General features: G+C 63.2%; 10 protein-coding genes. 7 read left to right on the forward strand and 3 right to left on the reverse strand.

All coding sequences use genetic code 11. The annotated features are described in order from the left end of the window. Nucleotides 1-10 precede the first annotated feature (10 nt). The 7 genes from ACXR2T_RS06235 (at nucleotide 11) to dnaE (ending at nucleotide 12,646) form a co-directional block, all read left to right on the forward strand. Entirely contained in the window at nucleotides 11-952 is a 942-nt protein-coding gene (locus ACXR2T_RS06235; RefSeq protein ID WP_458838722.1) for a DUF2637 domain-containing protein, read from the forward strand. Between the two features lie 111 nt (nucleotides 953-1,063). Then, nucleotides 1,064-2,644, forward strand: a complete 1,581-nt coding sequence (locus ACXR2T_RS06240; protein WP_458838721.1) for a nucleotide-binding protein — start codon at nucleotides 1,064-1,066, stop codon at nucleotides 2,642-2,644. Nucleotides 2,645-2,646: 2 nt separating this feature from the next. Further along, on the forward strand, nucleotides 2,647-3,579 hold the full coding sequence (locus ACXR2T_RS06245) for a hypothetical protein (protein ID WP_458838720.1): 933 nt from the start codon (nucleotides 2,647-2,649) through the stop codon (nucleotides 3,577-3,579). Then, nucleotides 3,576-3,968, forward strand: coding sequence for a hypothetical protein (locus tag ACXR2T_RS06250; protein ID WP_458838719.1), 393 nt, complete (start codon nucleotides 3,576-3,578; stop codon nucleotides 3,966-3,968). Before ACXR2T_RS06245 ends, ACXR2T_RS06250 begins: the two co-directional genes overlap by 4 nt. Then, nucleotides 3,965-4,855 (forward strand): hypothetical protein, encoded by an 891-nt coding sequence (locus ACXR2T_RS06255; RefSeq protein WP_458838718.1) that lies wholly within the window; start codon nucleotides 3,965-3,967, stop codon nucleotides 4,853-4,855. The genes ACXR2T_RS06250 and ACXR2T_RS06255 overlap by 4 nt, the downstream gene beginning before the upstream one ends. A gap of 35 nt (nucleotides 4,856-4,890) precedes the next feature. Next, entirely contained in the window at nucleotides 4,891-8,040 is a 3,150-nt protein-coding gene (locus tag ACXR2T_RS06260) for a toprim domain-containing protein (protein WP_458838717.1), read from the forward strand. A gap of 61 nt (nucleotides 8,041-8,101) precedes the next feature. After that, entirely contained in the window at nucleotides 8,102-12,646 is a 4,545-nt protein-coding gene (dnaE, locus tag ACXR2T_RS06265) for a DNA polymerase III subunit alpha (RefSeq protein WP_458838716.1), read from the forward strand. Nucleotides 12,647-12,721: 75 nt separating this feature from the next. On the opposite strand, the gene ACXR2T_RS06270 is transcribed toward dnaE, so the two are convergent. The 3 genes from ACXR2T_RS06270 to ACXR2T_RS06280 are packed head-to-tail and all read right to left on the reverse strand — an operon-like array spanning nucleotide 12,722 to nucleotide 16,792. Continuing rightward, the gene (locus ACXR2T_RS06270) at nucleotides 12,722-14,791 is read right to left on the reverse strand and encodes a DEAD/DEAH box helicase (protein ID WP_458838715.1); all 2,070 of its coding nucleotides are present in this window, start codon (nucleotides 14,789-14,791) and stop codon (nucleotides 12,722-12,724) included. Continuing rightward, on the reverse strand, nucleotides 14,785-15,555 hold the full coding sequence (locus ACXR2T_RS06275; protein ID WP_458838714.1) for an HNH endonuclease family protein: 771 nt from the start codon (nucleotides 15,553-15,555) through the stop codon (nucleotides 14,785-14,787). Before ACXR2T_RS06275 ends, ACXR2T_RS06270 begins: the two co-directional genes overlap by 7 nt. A gap of 31 nt (nucleotides 15,556-15,586) precedes the next feature. Beyond that, a complete protein-coding gene (locus ACXR2T_RS06280; RefSeq protein WP_458838713.1) occupies nucleotides 15,587-16,792 on the reverse strand; it encodes a hypothetical protein in 1,206 nt (401 codons plus the stop codon). Nucleotides 16,793-17,263: the final 471 nt, after the last annotated feature.

Raw genomic sequence — 17,263 nt, forward strand, 5'->3', positions numbered from 1 at the left:
GAACAATCTCATGCTCTCCCACTCCCCAAAGAAATCAGCGCGGATCTCCCCAGACCGGCTCAGCGTCGGCGTGCTGTCGCTCGCACTGGCGCTACTGGTCATGCTCGCGTCGATGGCGTTCTCATTCGAAGCGCTGCGCGATGCGGCCCGCTGGACCGGCGCCCCTCTCTGGGCGAACTTCCTCGCCCCGATCTACATTGACGGCTCGATCCTCGCCTATACCGTCGCCCTCGCCGTGTTCCGATGGCGACGCGAACATAAGAACGCCCGCAGCGCGCTCGCCTGGCTGCGGGCGTACACCGCCGCGTCTATGGCCGTAAACGCGCTCCATGCCGCCAGCTTCCACCAGTGGAACTACACCTCCCTGGAGCTCTGGGGCGGCGTCGTGATCGCCGCCGGAGCGCCGCTGTCAGCCCTCGTGTCCGCCGAGCAGATCATCCGGCTCAGCTTCCAGCGCGAACAGGAGCAGGAGCAGACTGCCACAGCGCCCGCTCCTGTTCAAGACACTGAGGCAGCCGCGACCGAGAGCGTGCCACCGTATGAAGCCTCGCTCGAAGAGCTGTTGGATGTCAGCCCGCTCCAGGCCTCGGAGCCTGATAGTGAGTCAGGTGCCGACCCCAAGACCTTTGACTCTGAATCGGCACCTCCGAGCGCTCCTGCTGAGCCCGGTCCTGAAGAGATAGCCGAGCCGACCATCGTCGAGGAGGTGAAGGAGACGATCGAGCTTGATTCAGCAATGATTGAGCCTGAGTTCGCACCAGAGCTTGCTCCCGCGGCCACGGAGGCGGCCGAGCTGGCAAGCGAGCTCGTGCCTGAGCCAGTCGAAGAGCTCACTTTCGAAGTCGGTCCGATCGAGCATGACCCGGCTCCTCCCTCGACGGCCCCAGCGCCGCGCTTCGCCCTGCCGCCGTTACCAGCCCCTGCGCCTTCCGCCGCCCAGGAAGCTGCTTAACCAGGCGCCACTTTCACTAAACCCGCCCTCTATTCGAGGGCGGGTTTTCATTTTCCCTCTGACCGACATGTCGATTTCTGGGCGCACATTTTGCGCCGCCCGAAGTAAGGCATGGGACAACAAGAAACTATTGGCCTACTCGGGCCCGCCGACATTGCTCGGCTCCTGCACAGCGCAGGCTTCAAAATACTGGGCGGGCAAAGCTTCGCCGACGCTGCGAAACAGATTCGGGCCGCGCAAGCTGATCTGCCGCCTTTCCCGATCATCGTGGTGGACGACGGTAGCGCAGGACTCAAAACCTGGCTCGAATCACAAGCCCGTCGTACCGATGTGCGCGTCATCTGCAGCGTGGGTGGACCGCTGATCGGTCACGACCTCGCTGTAGACCTCCCCGTCACGCTCGGAGACCTCATCACGGGGCTGGGCCTCGAGCTTCCCGAAGGAGCCGACCCGACCGCCCCTATCGGGGCAGGTGGCCTGACCCACGACCGGGCGGAAGCACTTCCATCGGCAGCGCCGGTATCGCCTGAGTCTGCGCTTGCCGCGCCGGCCAAGATCGAGTACGCCTTCGACATGTCGGAGCCTGCTCCGGCGCCGAGTACGCCCCTCGCGGCCGCTGCCGTCCCCCCTGTGGCGCAGCCTCCTGCCCAGGAGCCGATTGCACCGGTAGTGCCACCAGCAGCTCGACAGCCCGTGTCCGAGGCAGTGATTGCGCCGCCCATCACCCCCACGCCGGTAGTGCCCGAAATCCCGCTCACTCCCACCGCCGAAGCAGCTGCAGCTCCCACCCCCAGACAAACTCTGCATGACCGCCACAGTGTCGCCTTTCAGCACGCAGAACGCACCACTCGCACCTGCGAAGTGATCATCCCCTGGGCAGGAAAGGGAGGCGTCGGCAAGACGAGTTTCACGCTTGCCATTGCGCAAAAGGCCGGCTCAATAGGCCTGCGCGTACTCGTCGTGGACGGCAACCGTGGACAGGCCTCCACCAGACATCTCCTCCGGCTCGCGGAACACGGTCTGCCGACCATTACTGACACTCGCCACATGCTGCCGGATCAGGTGGTCACGGACCGGGCGCAGCTCGCGGCGATTCGTGGCAGTGTGCGCGGAGAAGCGAACTTCGACATCGTATTAGGCCCCATTCCCGAAGGCGACGACGCCAACCCGGTCAACACTCCTGCTGCGCTATATGCCCGCGCTATTGCCGAACTGCGCAGCTCGTACGACCTCATCGTCGTGGACACGCAGATCGCCGAGTCGCATTTCAGCGACATGTGGACCGACGTAATGATCCCGCTCATGCGCGGCGGAGCCTGGGGCGTCGGCATCTTCGACGACTCCCCCTCCGGCCTCGATGAGCTCGACGGCATCCTGGACCATCTCATCGCATACGGCGTACCGAATACCAAGCAGCTCGTCGTGGCGAACAAATGGCCCGACTTCCCGGCCGAAGACGAAGCATTCGTCGCGCAGCGCTTCGCGGGTCGCGCCCGCTTCGTGGGGGTGTCAGAGCCGGACTTCGAGTTCCACGACAGCATGACCGCGGGCATGATCCCCACTGATCCCGTCGCTGTAGGTCCCGTCGTGCACGCGATCTTGCAGCAGGCCATTGGCGGCGAGCTCTTCCCTCCCATTGAGCGAGAAGCCAAGACCAAACGGCGCGGCTTCTTCCGGAAACGGGGGAAGTAGCCATGTCGAAGCTCCCCCCGCGTAACTACCCCCTCAAGGGGCTCCCCAACCCTGACGAGTGTCGACGCTTCTTGTCCGTCATGCGCCAGGGGCAAGCCGCCACCAGCATCGACATTCCGCAGGCCCCCGAAGCCGGGTTTGTGTACCTTCTACCGCTCTTCATCCCCGGCACCAACATCGCCTACGTCTGGGACGTACCCGTGGTCGGCGTGCTCGACATCTCAGACACCGTCACGGCGCACTGGACCGCGCACGACCGCACCTTCGACGGAGGCGTGCGCACTGGCACGGAGACCATCCGCCTCAGCAGTGACCGAAGCCGCTGCATCGTGTACAGCACCTCAGCGCGCCTGCACCGAGCCGTCGCCCGCATCGTCCGCGCCGGTGACGAGGCAAGATGGCACCTCGCCGACATCTGGCGACCCTACGTTCACGTACTGCTCAAGATCGCGTCCGCCAATGTCGGCCTAGAAATCAACGTCTGCCGCACCGACTCTGAACGTGCGGGCGTCATTGACCACGGTGAAATAGAGCAGCTGAGCGACCAGTATCTCCTCGGCTCACAGCAGCAAGACAGCCTGTTTCAGCGCCTAATCGTACGTGCCTCCTCCGACCTGCGCGCAGGAGTGGGTGACCGGGTCGCGTACATCGCCCGCGGCGCCCAGACCGCTGCTGAGGACGCTGTGCGGCGCCGCATCGGGGACCCACACACCGGTCGCCTCATCCGACGGGTGTGGGCAACACTCCCCGCGGACGCGACCTTTGAAGACCTCAGGGAAGAGTTCGCCCGACGCTACCCGAGACAGTCAGGCCTCGGGGCCGAACGGGTTTATCGCGCCCTCACCGCCGGTCAGAGCGCCGATCAAGCAAGTCTCGACTTCGGAGACATAGAGGCTCTCCTCGACTCGTCCGACGAAGACGGGGTGGCGCTGTGAACCACCTCACCGAAGCCCGCCTCGCGGCGTATCAGGCCCGCGGACAACAGATCATCGCCGTCGCAGAACAGCGCCTCACTCCCCAGGACGTAATCGCTGCTGCCGCGGAGCGTGAAGTGCTGCGCCCCATCACACTCAAGCGACTCCTCGGGGCGCAGCCCGGCTGGGGCGACGCCAAAGTCGGGCGCTTCACGGCTGAACTCGCGCGCATCTGCGGCACCGAGGTGAAGCCGCACCGGCTCACGATCGGCTGGCTCATTGACCGCCGTGCGGGAGGTCGCCGCCTTATCGCCTACGCCAACCTCTGGCGCCAAGAACAGCGCGCTCAGCGACCGCTGCCCTGGCCCGGCTTCCCATACACCCCTGCCCCTACAGGAGAGCTTTCGTGAGCATCTACGTCGATCCCACCACCTCTGCCGACAATCAACGCTACGGCGCATTGATTGAGCGTCTCTGTCAGGAAAAGCCCGACTCAGAGAGTCGCCGAGAGGAAATATCCAGGGTCATCACCCTGCTCGAACAGGACGAAAAAATCACCACCTGGACCCGCGGCCTTCGCTATCGCCATAAGGCGTTCCTTCAGGCGGAAGACGACCTGCACCAAGTGGTTGCGCTCGCAATCATTGAGCTCCTGCAGCGCCTCTCGGAACAAGACGTCGTGCGCATCCGCGCCCGCTACATGGAGCATTTCTACCAACACGCGAAGAGTCGGATCTCCAAGTACCTCACCTCAGGGGAAGTCACCGGTCTCGCAGAAGCATCCGGTGCCGCTCGTCGTCAATTCCTCGTCACCGCGGCCATTCGCTCCCTCACAGATCAGGGCGTCACCGACCCGACCCCGGAGGAAATCATCGCGGAAAACGAAAGACTCACCGCGGGCTACGCCAACCCTGTCAAAAACGGGGTCGTCCTCACCATGCGGGATCTAGTCCCTTTCGGGATTGTCACCAGCGGGCACGACAGTGGAGTGGCGGAAAATTTCGACCGGCCCAACGTACAAATGGACACGTACGACGGCCTAGAGCATGACGACCGCCGGTTTGAGCTGGACCAAGCCGTACGCGCACTCGTGCAGCATCTCCGGGCCCTGCATCCGGGCGATCAGGAACTACTGTCATGCGCCGCCGCCTGGATGAAACTCGTATACGTCGGGGTGAAGCCCACTGCCGCGCAGATCACCGAGCACGGGCCGCTCGATGCTGCCTCTGTGAAGCGCTGCTTGCCGCTGTTTGAACAAAGCATGTCCCAATTCAGAAGTGCTGCCCGCGTCCTATAGCTCACCAGCAACCAACCTGCTCGAAAGGAACCTTCGTGTTCACAGCCTCTGATTACGCCCCCTTCGTTTACGGATCGGGCGCCGACAAGCTCGCCGACTCGCAGATCGCTCCCCTCGTCGCGGCAGTGCGCGGCTACCGTAGCTTCACTGACCCAGACAGCAGCCGCGCCGCGATCAACTACAGCGTTCCAGATGGACGAAAGAACGCCTCCACTTACAGCCTGTCGCAGGTGAATGAGTACCTCGCCAATGATGGCGACATCATGATGATGCCGTGGTACTCCACCCAGGCAGTGTCGCTCACGACGGACGAGCAGTTCCCGCGCATGATGACCTGCCAGATGCGCCCGAAACACGCGCAGATGGACAGTGACGGGCGCCCAAAGAAGTACCTCTTCCCGCCGAAGAGCACCATCCCCGTGTCGCTGCATCCAGGGTTCACTAAGGACTGGATGAATAGCGCCCCGCGCGTCATCATCACCGAGGGCGTCATTAAAGAAGACGCCCTCCTCACGGCGATGATGCTCTCTTCCGGCATTCCCGAAGAAGCGTTGAAGCTCCCGCCGCTCACGGAAAGTGAAGCCGACGAATGGCGTCGAGGGCCGGGACGCGACCAGCTGCGTGCGCAACTTATGCAGGTCCCGTCCGAGCGGCGACTGCTCCCCATGGGCGTGCCCGGCGTGCACGGCTGGAGCGAAAGCAACTTCGGCCCGATCGCCATGGACGGGCGCGAAATCGTGATCGCGTTCGACGGAGACACCACTACCAACCCGGCGGTGCACCAGGCGTTCTCGAAGCTGTGGGACGCGATCGGAATCCGCAACGGCCGCCCCCGCCTCCTCGACCTCGGCAGCGACGCGGCGCTCGCGCAGATCCGCGCGGTACCCGAATACACCCACATCGGCGTCACTGACGCGGCCGGGAAGCGCCCCATGCTCGGCGTCGACGACTTCCTCAGCCACATCGGCACGTTCGACGAGCTGCTGAGTTACATCACCGACCGGAAGCCACCGCGCCCATCCAGCAAAGCCGACGGCTACCAGTCCGGCGACTGGCGCGTATCCCCGGACGGCTGCGTAGTGGAAGAGCTCCGCGTCACCGAAGAGTTCGAAAAATGGCAGGACCGCATCTATATCGGCGGCCGCATCGACTCGATCTCCATCAAGCGCTCACCAGACCCATCCGAGCTGCGCACCGGCATTCGCAACGAGTCGTTCGACGGCGACGCAGAATCCATCGCGACGATGACGCTGAACTGGAAAGGGCAGGCCGGCAAGATCCACACCTGCACCTTCGATCTTGACGTAGGGCTGCTGTCGGCTCCGCCGGACCGCTGGGGGCACAAGCTCTCCACGCTGCCGCCCGGCCTCGTCATGCACGCAGACTGGCCGCCGCGCGGCGACACGGGCATGAAATGGCTCTCCGCGATCAAGGCTGCCTCCGAAGGCCATGAAGTGCATTACCGCTGGGAAGCAACCGGCTGGGTGCCCGGCAAAAACGAGCCCGTCTTCGTGATCGGCGATCAGGCGCTCGGCGAGACCCGCGAAGATGAACAAGCATCACTCCCGCACCCCGAAGATACCGTAATCCCGTCCGCCGGACGGTTCGGAGTGCATGACACGTACTGGGACCTAGTAGACCCGTACGGCGGCGGCGAAGTGACTGACGCCGGTCTCGCCGCCTACAAGGCGCAGGTGGTCGCAGACATTGACACCGTCGTGCGCAGCTTCCTGCTCACAAACGTGTGGCCTGAGCGCGGGCACTACGGCGCGGTGATTCTCGGGGCGGCTCTGCGCCCCACTATCCCAGAGCGGCCCCGCGCGAGTGTATTCTTCGCAGGCCCCCCGAAGACCGGTAAGTCGTACTGCGCCGCGATGGGGATGGGTGCGTGGCAGCGCGAGGCGGGTGTGTGGACGAGCCAGTCACTCCCAGGCTCGGCCACCGACACGAAGTATGCGACAGAGCGTCTCATGAGCGCCTGCGGCACTCTCTGGGTGATCGACGATCTTGCCCCGAGCGCGAGCGCATCCCAGGCCGTGCAGGTGCAACAGATGGTCGAAGATATGGTGCGTTCATCATTCAATGGCACCAGCCGTTCCAAGGGCGGCGGGACCATGGCGAACGGCTCCATGGGCCTCGCGCAGCAGACCCCGCCGCGCGCGCAGCTGTTCGTGACCGCCGAGAATGCCCTCACCACGAACTCTGCGCGCGGCCGCACCATCCAGCTCGACTTTGTCGACGGGGTGGTGGACCATGACGCGTCGATTGCGCTGTACCGCGACGCGATCGACTCGCTCGCGCTGAGCCGTGTCTGCGCTGCAATGATCCGCTCCTGGCATATCCCGCACACCACTCCCGGCAAAACTGAAGAGTCTGCTAATGCGATCACTTGGGAAGAACGCGTCAAGCAGATCACGCCGCTGCGGGACGCCATGAAAGCGGTGATGAACGAGGTGCTCGAAGCCGACCACGGCATCTCCGGTGGGGACAGTGACCGGCAGATGACTATGACTTGTGACCTGCTCCTCACCTACCGCTACCTCCTGCAGCTCTATATGTGGGCCGGCGGCCAGGTTGTAGAAACCCTGGCTGCCTTGAACATTCCCAACACCCTGGAAATGTTCCGCGAAACGCAAGAATTGGTGAGTCAAGGGCACTACAAGGTGTCCGCCCCTCTTGATCTTGTGCACATGAGCGTCGCGGCACTCGGACAGGGCAAGGAACAGGCCATCGGCCGCACCTTGATCGACTGCATCGCTGATGTGATTGCTGCCGGGAAAGCGCATCTGCTGAACCCGAACGTGGCCGGAGCACCGCCTTTCCCGGACACTCCCGAAAATCTGCACCTGAACCGCGCCGCGGGCTGGGAGAAAGTGCGCGGCGAATGGACCGGCCGCGGCGAGTCGATCGGTCAGGCCGGGCAGACGAACAACGGCATGATGGCGCTGTTGAATCCGACGAACGCGTTCCAGATCGCGCAGAAGCTGCACCCTAGCAGGATCCCGTTCGGGCAGAAACCCGAAGCCACCTGGCACGCCGCCGCCGCCGAAGGAGTGGTGATGCAGCTAGGCGAGGGCCGCACCATGGTGCAAGTCCGCATCGGCGAGCCTGACCCGACCGGCACCCGTCCGCGTGGGCGGGGCGTCATGGTGCCGCTCGAACAGCTGCTGCGGGAAGAGTTCTAGCCGCGTCCTATAGCGCAGGTGACCGGGCCTCCCGCGCCCGGTCACCTCAAAGGAGCCTTACATGTCATTCGTGCACTTGCACACACACTCCGAGTTTTCCATGCTCGACTCGCTCGCCCGCGTCACCGATATTTTCGCGCGCGCCCAAGAACACGGCGCCCCCGCCCTCGCCGTCACCGACCACGGCACGCTCGGCGGCATCTGGCAAGCCAAGAAAGCCGCCGACCAAACCGGCGTGAAACTGATCGCAGGCCTAGAGGCGTACCTCGCCATCGGGTCCCGCTACGAGCGCGACAAGATCGAAGTGCTCGCTGACGACGCCGCCTCCGAAGGTGACGACAGCGGAGACAAAGGCGACGAGCACGGCGGACTGCGTTTCAAGCAGCGCGCCTACGAGCACATCACCATCCTGGCGCGCAACCGCTCCGGCTGGCTGAACCTCGTGAAGCTGCAGAACGAATCCTCGAAACACATCGCCGGGCGCGCGAAGCTGATCGACTTTGATCTGCTCGCAGAGCACAGCGACGGCCTCATGGTCCTCACCGGCTGTGTCGGCGGCCCAGTCTTCGGCCCAGTCGCCCGCGCTGGGCAGATGGAAGAGCTCCTCTCACCTCTCACATCCCCGGACAGCGAGGTGAGCCCCGAGCAAGCGGCGCAGGCCTTGGAGCTCATCGAGCGCATCGACGCCGAGAAGCAGCGGGCACGTACGAACCTTGAACGCCTCATGGCGGCGGTCGGCCGCGAGAACGTGTACCTCGAAGTGATGGAGCACGGCAACGCCCCCGAACAAGCTGCGCTAGAGGCACTGCGCGCGCTCGCTCGCGAGTACGACCTCCCGCTCGTGGCGACCAACGACTGCCACTACACCGATGCCGACGACCGCACCGCCCACGGAGCCTGGCTCGCGGTGCAGACCAAGAAAACCATCGCCACGCAGACGTTCACCTTCCACGGCAGCGGGTATCACCTGCGCACCGCCGAAGAAATGGCGGCACTGCGCGCAGAAGGCTGGTGGCAGGACGCCTGCGCGCAAACGCTCACGATCGCTGAGCGCGTGGAGCCTGACGCTGTGCCTGAGCCTCAAGACCGGCTTCCGTCGTTCCCGATCCCCGACGGCTTCGAGCACGAAAACTACTACCTGCGTCACCTCCTCGCGCAGGGCATTGAACAGAAGCTCGGCACGCTCGACGATACCTACCGCGCTCGTATTAACACTGAGCTGGACGTCATCTTTGCCAAGGGCTTCGTCTCCTACTTCCTGATCGTCTGGGACCTGATCGCGTGGGCTCGCGCGAACGGTATCTACATCGGCGCGGGACGCGGCAGCGCCGCCGGAAGTCTCGTCGCATACCTTCTCGACATCACCCGTGTAGACCCGATCGAATACGACCTGCTGTTCGAACGGTTCCTTGACCCGGGCCGGACCGACTTCCCCGACATCGACATTGACGTAGAGTCCCGCTACCGCGGCAAGCTCATTGCCTATCTCGGAGAGAAATGGGGCGCCGAGAACGTCGCCCAGATCGGCACAGTCGGGAAAAACCAGGTGCGCGGCAGCTGGAAAGAAGGCCTCAAAGTGCTCGGCGCTGCCCCCAGCCTCGCTGATAAGACGGGTGAGCTAATCCCCGCGGACCTGAAAATGAGTGAGCTACTCTCCTCCCGCCAGGACCCGCGCCTCACTGAGTTCTGGCGTGAGTTTGACAAGATCAGCTACGCCGACCGGGCGCTGCAGCTCGCTGCCTCGTTCTACCAGGTGGCGAAGCTTTCCAGTATTCATGCCGGCGGCGTCATTATCTCCCCTGAGCCCCTCGACACCATGATCCCGATGCGCTGGGCGGAAGCGAACAAGGGTGCCGGAGACTACCGCTGGATCACTGAATGGGACTACCCCGACTGCGAGAGCTTCGGGCTCGTGAAATTCGACCTGCTCGGCATTCGCAACCTCGACATGGCACACGTCGCGATCGACTCCGTCCGTGACCGCCTCGGCGAGAACATCACGCTCGAAAATATCCCTCACCCGGACCACGACCATGAAGACCCGCGCGTGCAGCGCGCATTCCACATGCTGCGCGAAGGACGCACTGCTGGAGTGTTCCAGCTCGAATCCCCCGCCATGACCGAGCTGCTCGAAAACGTCGGCCCCGACACCCTCACTGAGCTGTCATCCGTGATTGCGCTGTTCCGTCCCGGCCCCCTGTCCGCAGGCATGCACACCCGCTACGCCGACCGCAAACACGGCCGCGAGCCGGTCAGCTACGACTACCTGACCACCGACCCAGGGGAAGCAGCAGCGCTCGCGCAGGTGTTCGGGAACACGTACGGCGTGCTCGTGTTCCAGGAGCAGATCATGCAGCTCGGCCGCGTCGTCGCCGGGTTCGATGACGCCTGGAAATCGAAGCTCCGCAAGGCGGTGTCGAAGAAGAACGCGGTCCTCATGGCAGAAGTGGAAGATAAGTTCCTCGCCGGGGCTGGACAGGCTTTTACCGACGAGACAGGCGAAGTGTTTTCACCCATGTTCTCCGAGGCCACTGCCCGGAATGTGTGGGACGCCATGAAAGGCAGCGCCGCGTACCTGTTCAACAAGTGCCTCGCCGGAGACACGCAAGTTGTCACTGAAAACCGACGCACATACACTATCGAACAGTTGTACTACTTGCTGCACGGCGGCATGGATGTTCCCGAGGGTCGGTGTCACCGCTGTGGCTCCCCTGGTCTTGTCGGATTTGGCAAGCGCTTCGGAGATGACGGCGTCATATGCTTCCAGTGCTACGAGTGGCTGCAGTACCAGGAAACCAATGACACCGGAATCAGGCTCATGGCCTGGTCCTCAAAGTCAGGGTCCTTGCACGGGCAGGCGTTGAAAGACGTGCACCAGCTCGGCGTGAAACCGGTCAAAGAGCTTTTCCTCTTCGGCGGTCAGATAGTGCGCGCGACCGACAATCACCGCTTCATGACCCCCGACGGGTACAAGCATGTGCGCGACCTGAAAGTCGGGGACCTGCTGATCGTTCAGCGCGCCTGGCACGAACCGGTCCCAAGCCGCATTCTTACCATCACCGACATGGGCGAAGAAGTGGTGTACGACGTTGAGATGGCCGACGGCACCGACCATAACTTCCTCGCCAACGGCATCGTGTCCCACAACTCCCACTCCGACGCCTACGCCGTACTCGCATTCATCACCGCGTACCTGAAAGCGAACTATCCCGGCGACTACGGCGCCGCCACGCTCACTGTCACCGGCGGCGACAAGAAAGACAAACGTGTCGGCGCGATGCACGCCTTGATCGGTGAGGGGATCAACATCACCGCCCCGAGCGTGAACAGCGGGCAGGCCATCACCTCCCCCGTCTCAGACGGGCAGGTGCAGATCGGGCTCGGTGAAATCAAAGGCGTAGGCGATGTCGCCCATGACATTGTGCGCGAGAGGGAAGAGCACGGGCCGTACACCTCCCTCGAAGATATGATCGACCGCGTACAGGTCGGGGATACCAGCACCAGGCTCTCCACTGCTCAGCTCGACGCCCTGATCGACTCCGGGGCGTGCGACGAGTTCGGACCCCGGTACGGCCTGCACATGGTCGCCCGATCCGGCGACATGGCCGGGCTTGATGTGCCGCCGGTCGAGTTCAGCCCCATTGAGCTCGGCGTGCGGCAATCCGGTCGCCTCCTCATGACCCTCGACGAGCATGTGCGCCGTGAAGTGCAGAGCACTCTCGTCGGCTGGCAGCGCCCCTCACACGGCGGCTTCCACGGCCCAAAAGCAATCCCGGTCGGGCAGCTCGCTGACGCGGGCCTCGAAGACGGGGCATACGCCTACGTCTCAGGCATTCTCACCTCATACAGCGAAAAGGACTACTCGAAAGGGGTCATGGGGCGCATGTCGATCCAGGACGTTGACGGTGACCTTGATGGGGTGATCTGGGAAGAGCAACGCGCGAAAGCCAAAGACGCCGGCGACATCCCGCCCCCAGGGTTCCCGGTCGTGCTGTACGGCCGCCTCGAAACCAGATCGTTCAGCGTCCGCGACACCGCCGATGAAGACGGGGAAGATAAAACCGTCACGAGGCGTCAAATCTCCATCCAGGGCGTCTACCCGATCGACGTGGACCTAAGTCTCCGCGTCCTCGCCCCCGCCGGACCGCTGCCGCGATTGACCCTCACTGAACGGGAAAGCGCCCCGGCGGCGAGCGCGGACGGTGAGGAGCACGCGGCGGACGGGGACCCTGACCCGGTGCCTGCGGTGGCGCTAGTGGAGGATGCAGATCCGGCGATCCTGACGGAAGAACTGCCGCCGTTGCTGCATGCGATAGACCCTCCCGCAGAGGATTGGGATCCGGGTGACTACGACGCTCCCCCGCCGCCCGAGGATGACGACTGGGGTCAGGACGCTTGGAACGGGTCATGGACGACAGAGGCCGCGGTGGCCGTGTCTGACAGCGACGGCGCATGGGCGGGAGAGGCTGAGCCTGGCGCAGTGCTCGTGACAACTCCGACAGTAGCTGCACAGGAGCTAGAGGAGATAGCCGAGCCAGCGTCAGAGGCGACAGTGGAGGCATTAGGACCGCCAGTGCCACCTCTGATCGTCCGGTTCGGCTTTTGACGACCCAAATGGGGCGTGCAGCAAGTTCGTAATGCTGCACGCCCCATTTGGGCTTCCTGCGCGCTGTTAGGGGCGCTAGGCGGCCTGCTTGATGCGTTCGTGCACGACGTCGGTGAGGATGTCGCGCAGGATCTCCCACGGCGGGGTGAGATTCTCGGGGTCGAGGAGGGCGACGTCTGCCTGGTCGTCGCCGGTGACGGCGCCCACGACGTCCTGCTTCTGCCGTTGCACTTTCTGCAGATGCTCGTCGAGGGTGTTGAGGGCGATCATCGTGCGGGCGATGACAGGGCGGGTCTGACCTATTCTCGACTGGCGATCCACTGCCTGCGTCACCAGCGCGGGCACCCAGCTACTCTCTACGAACAGGGCCTCGCAGCCGCGTGTGAGAGTGATGCCCACTCCGGCGGCAGTGATGGATGCGATCAGAACGCGTACGTGGCCGGCCTGGTACTCATCCACGGCTTCCTGGCGCTGCTTGTCGCTGATGCCGCCGATGAGCATGCGGAACTCGATGCCCGCGTTTTCGAGGCTTTCGGCGAGCGCGAATGCGGTGTCGCGGTGGTGAATCCAAGCGACGAGGGGCGAGTCAATATCAGGGTCGTTGGCGATGTGCTCGGCGATCATTTCAGTCGCGGCGGGAATCTTAGTGAGTGCGCTCGCTTTCCACAGCTGCGAGAAGAAGCCGAGCGTGTCTGCTCGAGCGAACTCTTCAATCTCCTCTGGGCCGGGATACACCTCGTACATGCCGTGGAACTCGTCCACCCATTCACGGGCCTTCTCAATTACCGCGTCATGCGCTTCGCGGTACGGGGCAAGGTCAACTTCAAGCTGCACGTCGGTGAGGAACCGTTTCGGCAGGAATGGGAGCACGCGTGACTTTTCCCGGCGCACCCACACCCGCTGCTGCATGAGCTGATGGAGCTCGCCGAGATTGCCTCGCTTCGCTTTGAACTTCCCGAACGGGTCGCGGGTGCAGAACCGTTTCAGGAACCGGTCTGCGCCGCCAAACACGGGGCCGAGATGGCCGGTGAAATCAAGCAGAGATACGAGCTCGGCCGGCGACGCGACAAGCGGAGTGCCGGACGCGGCGACCCGGCGGCCGGGCGGGACGGTGTGAGCAATGTCGAGGAGCGCTTTGGTGCGTTTCGTGTTCCAGCCGCCCATACGGTGTGCTTCATCGACCGCGAAATAATCCGGGCCCCAGGCGATCACCTGCGCCCGGAGCGCTGCCCGGCTCGCGAGCAGTGAGTCGGGCACGATCACCACCCCGGTGTCGGGAATCTTCGGCGCCTTCCGGCCTGCGCGGAACACGGCGATCTCGCCCTCGTAGCCCGCGAGACGGAACTCGCGCGCCCAGTTGACCGCGAGGAGCGGCGGGCAGGAGATGAGGATGCGCTGAGCTTCATGCAGCGCGGCGGCGGCGATGATCTGCGTAGTTTTTCCCAAGCCGGGAGCGTCCGCGAGGAGGGTGTGACCGAGCTTCACGGCGTACGCGCCGGGTACCTGGAATGCGAACGGTTCGCGCGCCCACCAGGCCGGGAACGGCTGCACCTGCTCGGCCAGCCAGTCTTTCGCATCCTCGCCGAGCTCGATCGCGCGGCCCATGTCTGCGGCGAGCTGCTCGTACGACGGATCCACCACTGGGCTGGTCAGAGCCCGGAAACTGGCGTCAATTGAGTCTTGATCCCAGAGGATCTGTGCGCGGGGGCTGGCGCCGTCGTACACGTCAGTCACCGGGATCATGAACATCTTCTCCGCGCGATCCCAGGTCGCTGACATGCCGAGCATATGTTCGGTGGCGACAAAACCGCAGAGGCGGTGCCGGATCATGACCTGGCGGCCATTGTCCGCGAGCTTCGACATCGGCCAGTACAGTTCTTCGAGCGACGTGACGCCGGGAAGCGCTTCCTGGTCGATGGATACGGACAGGCCGGCGGCGGTGAGAAATTTATCCGGATGCCGCGGAGTACCGGTGAGCACCCAGGCGGCGCGCTCTTTGTCCCAGCGGCCTCGCATCTCTTTGAACAGTTCCCGCAGCGGCTTCCGCGAGCCCGGATGCACCGCATGGAAGCCGGTCTGGATGACGATCTCAGGCTCCGTGAAGCGGCCCGTCACGACCGCGGTGCCATTGCTTCCGCTCAGCACTGCGCGAGCACCTCTTCAAGCTTCGCTTGATCAGCAGCGTCCATCGTGAGGTCGTACTTTTGAGTGACCTGGAGGTACTGGGCGGAGAAATCGCAAACGAACGCCGGGTTCTTCGGTACCATCCAGCGGGCCGGGCCCTTGTCGCCCTTAGAGCCGTTCTCGGGGCCGTCCGAGGCGAGGAGATTGCCAAGGTCATTGGAGAAGCGCACGCGCTCGTTCGAATCCCACTTCCAAGCACCCATTTGCCAGGCAAGACTCAGCGGCACAACATGGTCGATCTGCACCGCCTGCGGATCCTTCAGCGAATTGAACGCGATCTTCTTCCCCGTATACGGGTCGGGACTCAGAACGCCTGACTCCACCTTGCATTTGCGGTCGGAACGCATTTTCACGTTCGTCAAGTCACGCATCAGGACGCGCTCGCGGGTCGAGCATCCATCCAGGTCAGACTGCCAGCCATTCCCGAACTGAGCCCGCTCATACTTCGGCATGCGCTCGCCCGCCTTGGGCAGCTTCACGTCGCGCAAACCCTCGACGAGCGCTTTTGCGTTGTACTCTCCGTTTTGCATCTTGCGGGCGATCGCATCGCTCTCTGCCAGATTCTTTCGCGTGTGCGCGTCCAGCTCCTGCGCCATCTCCACGCCGAGCACGGCAGAGACAGGCCTGATCACTGCCATTTCCCATTTTCCGGTAGCAATCAAGATCGACGACATGATCCCTAGGGCGATGCCGCCGATAATCAGGCGAATGGCAAATGGCTTCATGCGTCCCCTATAGGACGCGCCCCTCGAAAACCTAAGCAGGCAGCGTCAGCAACTTCTTTTGCGACCGCCACGCTGGCCCGAACGCCCGCTCCATCACATCCCGCGCGTCCGGATCAATCGTGCCGTCACGATCCACCTTCCGCAGATACGCGAGGTAGTGGTACAGCACGCGATCTTCCTCCAGCGCTCGCGTACCGACCCGCTGATGGATCGTCTCACGCTCCGGCCAGCGTCGATACTCACGCACATACTCGACAATCTGCTCGGCTCTCACGACTTGTGACTCGTGAGGCCTGCCCTCGAACCAGTCCGGCATCAGCGAGTCGAGAAAATACCAACGCAGCGGATCTAGCGTGCCGCGACCACGCTCCAGCAGGAGGTCGTGCGCCCACTCAGCAAGAGAAGCGTCCCAGGGGTGCATGCTGTCACGCTTGGGGCGGCGCCTATTCATCGACAAAAACTCAACAAAATCTAGCGCTCGGTTGGCCCATCGAATGTCACGTTGACTCATGGCTCCGGTATTCAATGCTCCGATAGGGAATGCCTGCAAGATGGGCAGGGGCGCTTCTCGTTCGCTGAACAGCGCCTCAAGGTTTGCGACGTCGAAATCGGCTCTCGATGATCCCATCTGCGCATCCATGAACCACGCAAAGGGCGAGTCTCTGCGCTCGTGCCTTCGCTCTCGCATAATGTCGATGAACACCAGGTCTGAGCGCGTGGCGGCAATTCGACGGGCGGTCAAAAGTGCGCTCGGTGAGAAGTCTTTCGGCGTGCGCCAAGAGGGGGCTACTCGGTCAAGAAACCAGCCCCGAAGGGGTGAAAGGTCTACGCTGCGCTGCGCCTGCAACCACTGTGCCAGGGCAGGCTCGAGCTCCCTTGCGCTGGCGCCATGAGGGCGTTGAGGAATCCTCTCGTGCTCTCTCACGAATCGGGCCACCAGAATGGCTTTGTACACCCACGACATGGAGCTCTTGCTCACGCGTCCGCGATCGTCGCGCTCCAAAGGGAATATGCGCATTAAGGGCGGTCGGTATCCAGTAGCAAGAATCAACGCATTCATCTGCTCAGTAGTGACCGGCTTCTTGAGCCTTCCCGTGTGCAGGTTTAAAAACCACCCGTGCCTGCGCTTAAGGACAGGAGTCTCGGCGATCATCTCGAACGTTTGAAAAAAGTACAGCATTCGCTCTGGATCGTCCCACACTTCGGGGAGAACCGCATACGCCGGGCGAGGTGCCATGCCAGGCTCTCTCGGAGGCTTTGCGTGAGGGCTGTAAGTGCTGGGCAGTATCAAGAGCATGAACCTTTCAGAAATCGACTGCGGCTACTGATTCGATATGGGACGCGCCCACTATCCGCCCGCTACACCCGCGTGCGCTCGTGTCGGGCCGTGTTTCAAGATCGTTGAGTTCATGCGGGCCCGCTTTCGCGGGGCGAACATCCTTATGTATTGTTCACAGCCTCGCCCGATCACCCAGAAAGCCCAGATTTTCGGCCCCGGCACAGACCACCGCTGTGTCGGCACGCCCCTCGGACACCCCGAACACGACCCAAAAACCATTCCTGACCAGGTCAAACACTTTTGACACAGCCGACACACGTTTCTCAGAAAGGGGGTACCCCCACTGTATAGAGGAGGGGCGGGACTTTCGCAGCCGAGCCGGTTTCTATACCTACTACTACTACTACTACTTAACTATCTTTAAAAAAT

The sequence above is a fragment of the Leucobacter faecis genome (genome assembly GCF_054456635.2).

Excerpts from the sequence above, each read along its gene's own strand:
- ACXR2T_RS06275 (WP_458838714.1), bottom strand. The coding sequence starts at position 15,555 with ATGAAGCCATTTGCCATTCGCCTGATTATCGGCGGCATCGCCCTAGGG.
- ACXR2T_RS06245 (WP_458838720.1), top strand. The coding sequence starts at position 2,647 with ATGTCGAAGCTCCCCCCGCGTAACTACCCCCTCAAGGGGCTCCCCAAC.
- ACXR2T_RS06240 (WP_458838721.1), top strand. The coding sequence starts at position 1,064 with ATGGGACAACAAGAAACTATTGGCCTACTCGGGCCCGCCGACATTGCT.
- ACXR2T_RS06280 (WP_458838713.1), bottom strand. The coding sequence starts at position 16,792 with ATGGCACCTCGCCCGGCGTATGCGGTTCTCCCCGAAGTGTGGGACGAT.
- ACXR2T_RS06235 (WP_458838722.1), top strand. The coding sequence starts at position 11 with ATGCTCTCCCACTCCCCAAAGAAATCAGCGCGGATCTCCCCAGACCGG.
- dnaE (WP_458838716.1), top strand. The coding sequence starts at position 8,102 with ATGTCATTCGTGCACTTGCACACACACTCCGAGTTTTCCATGCTCGAC.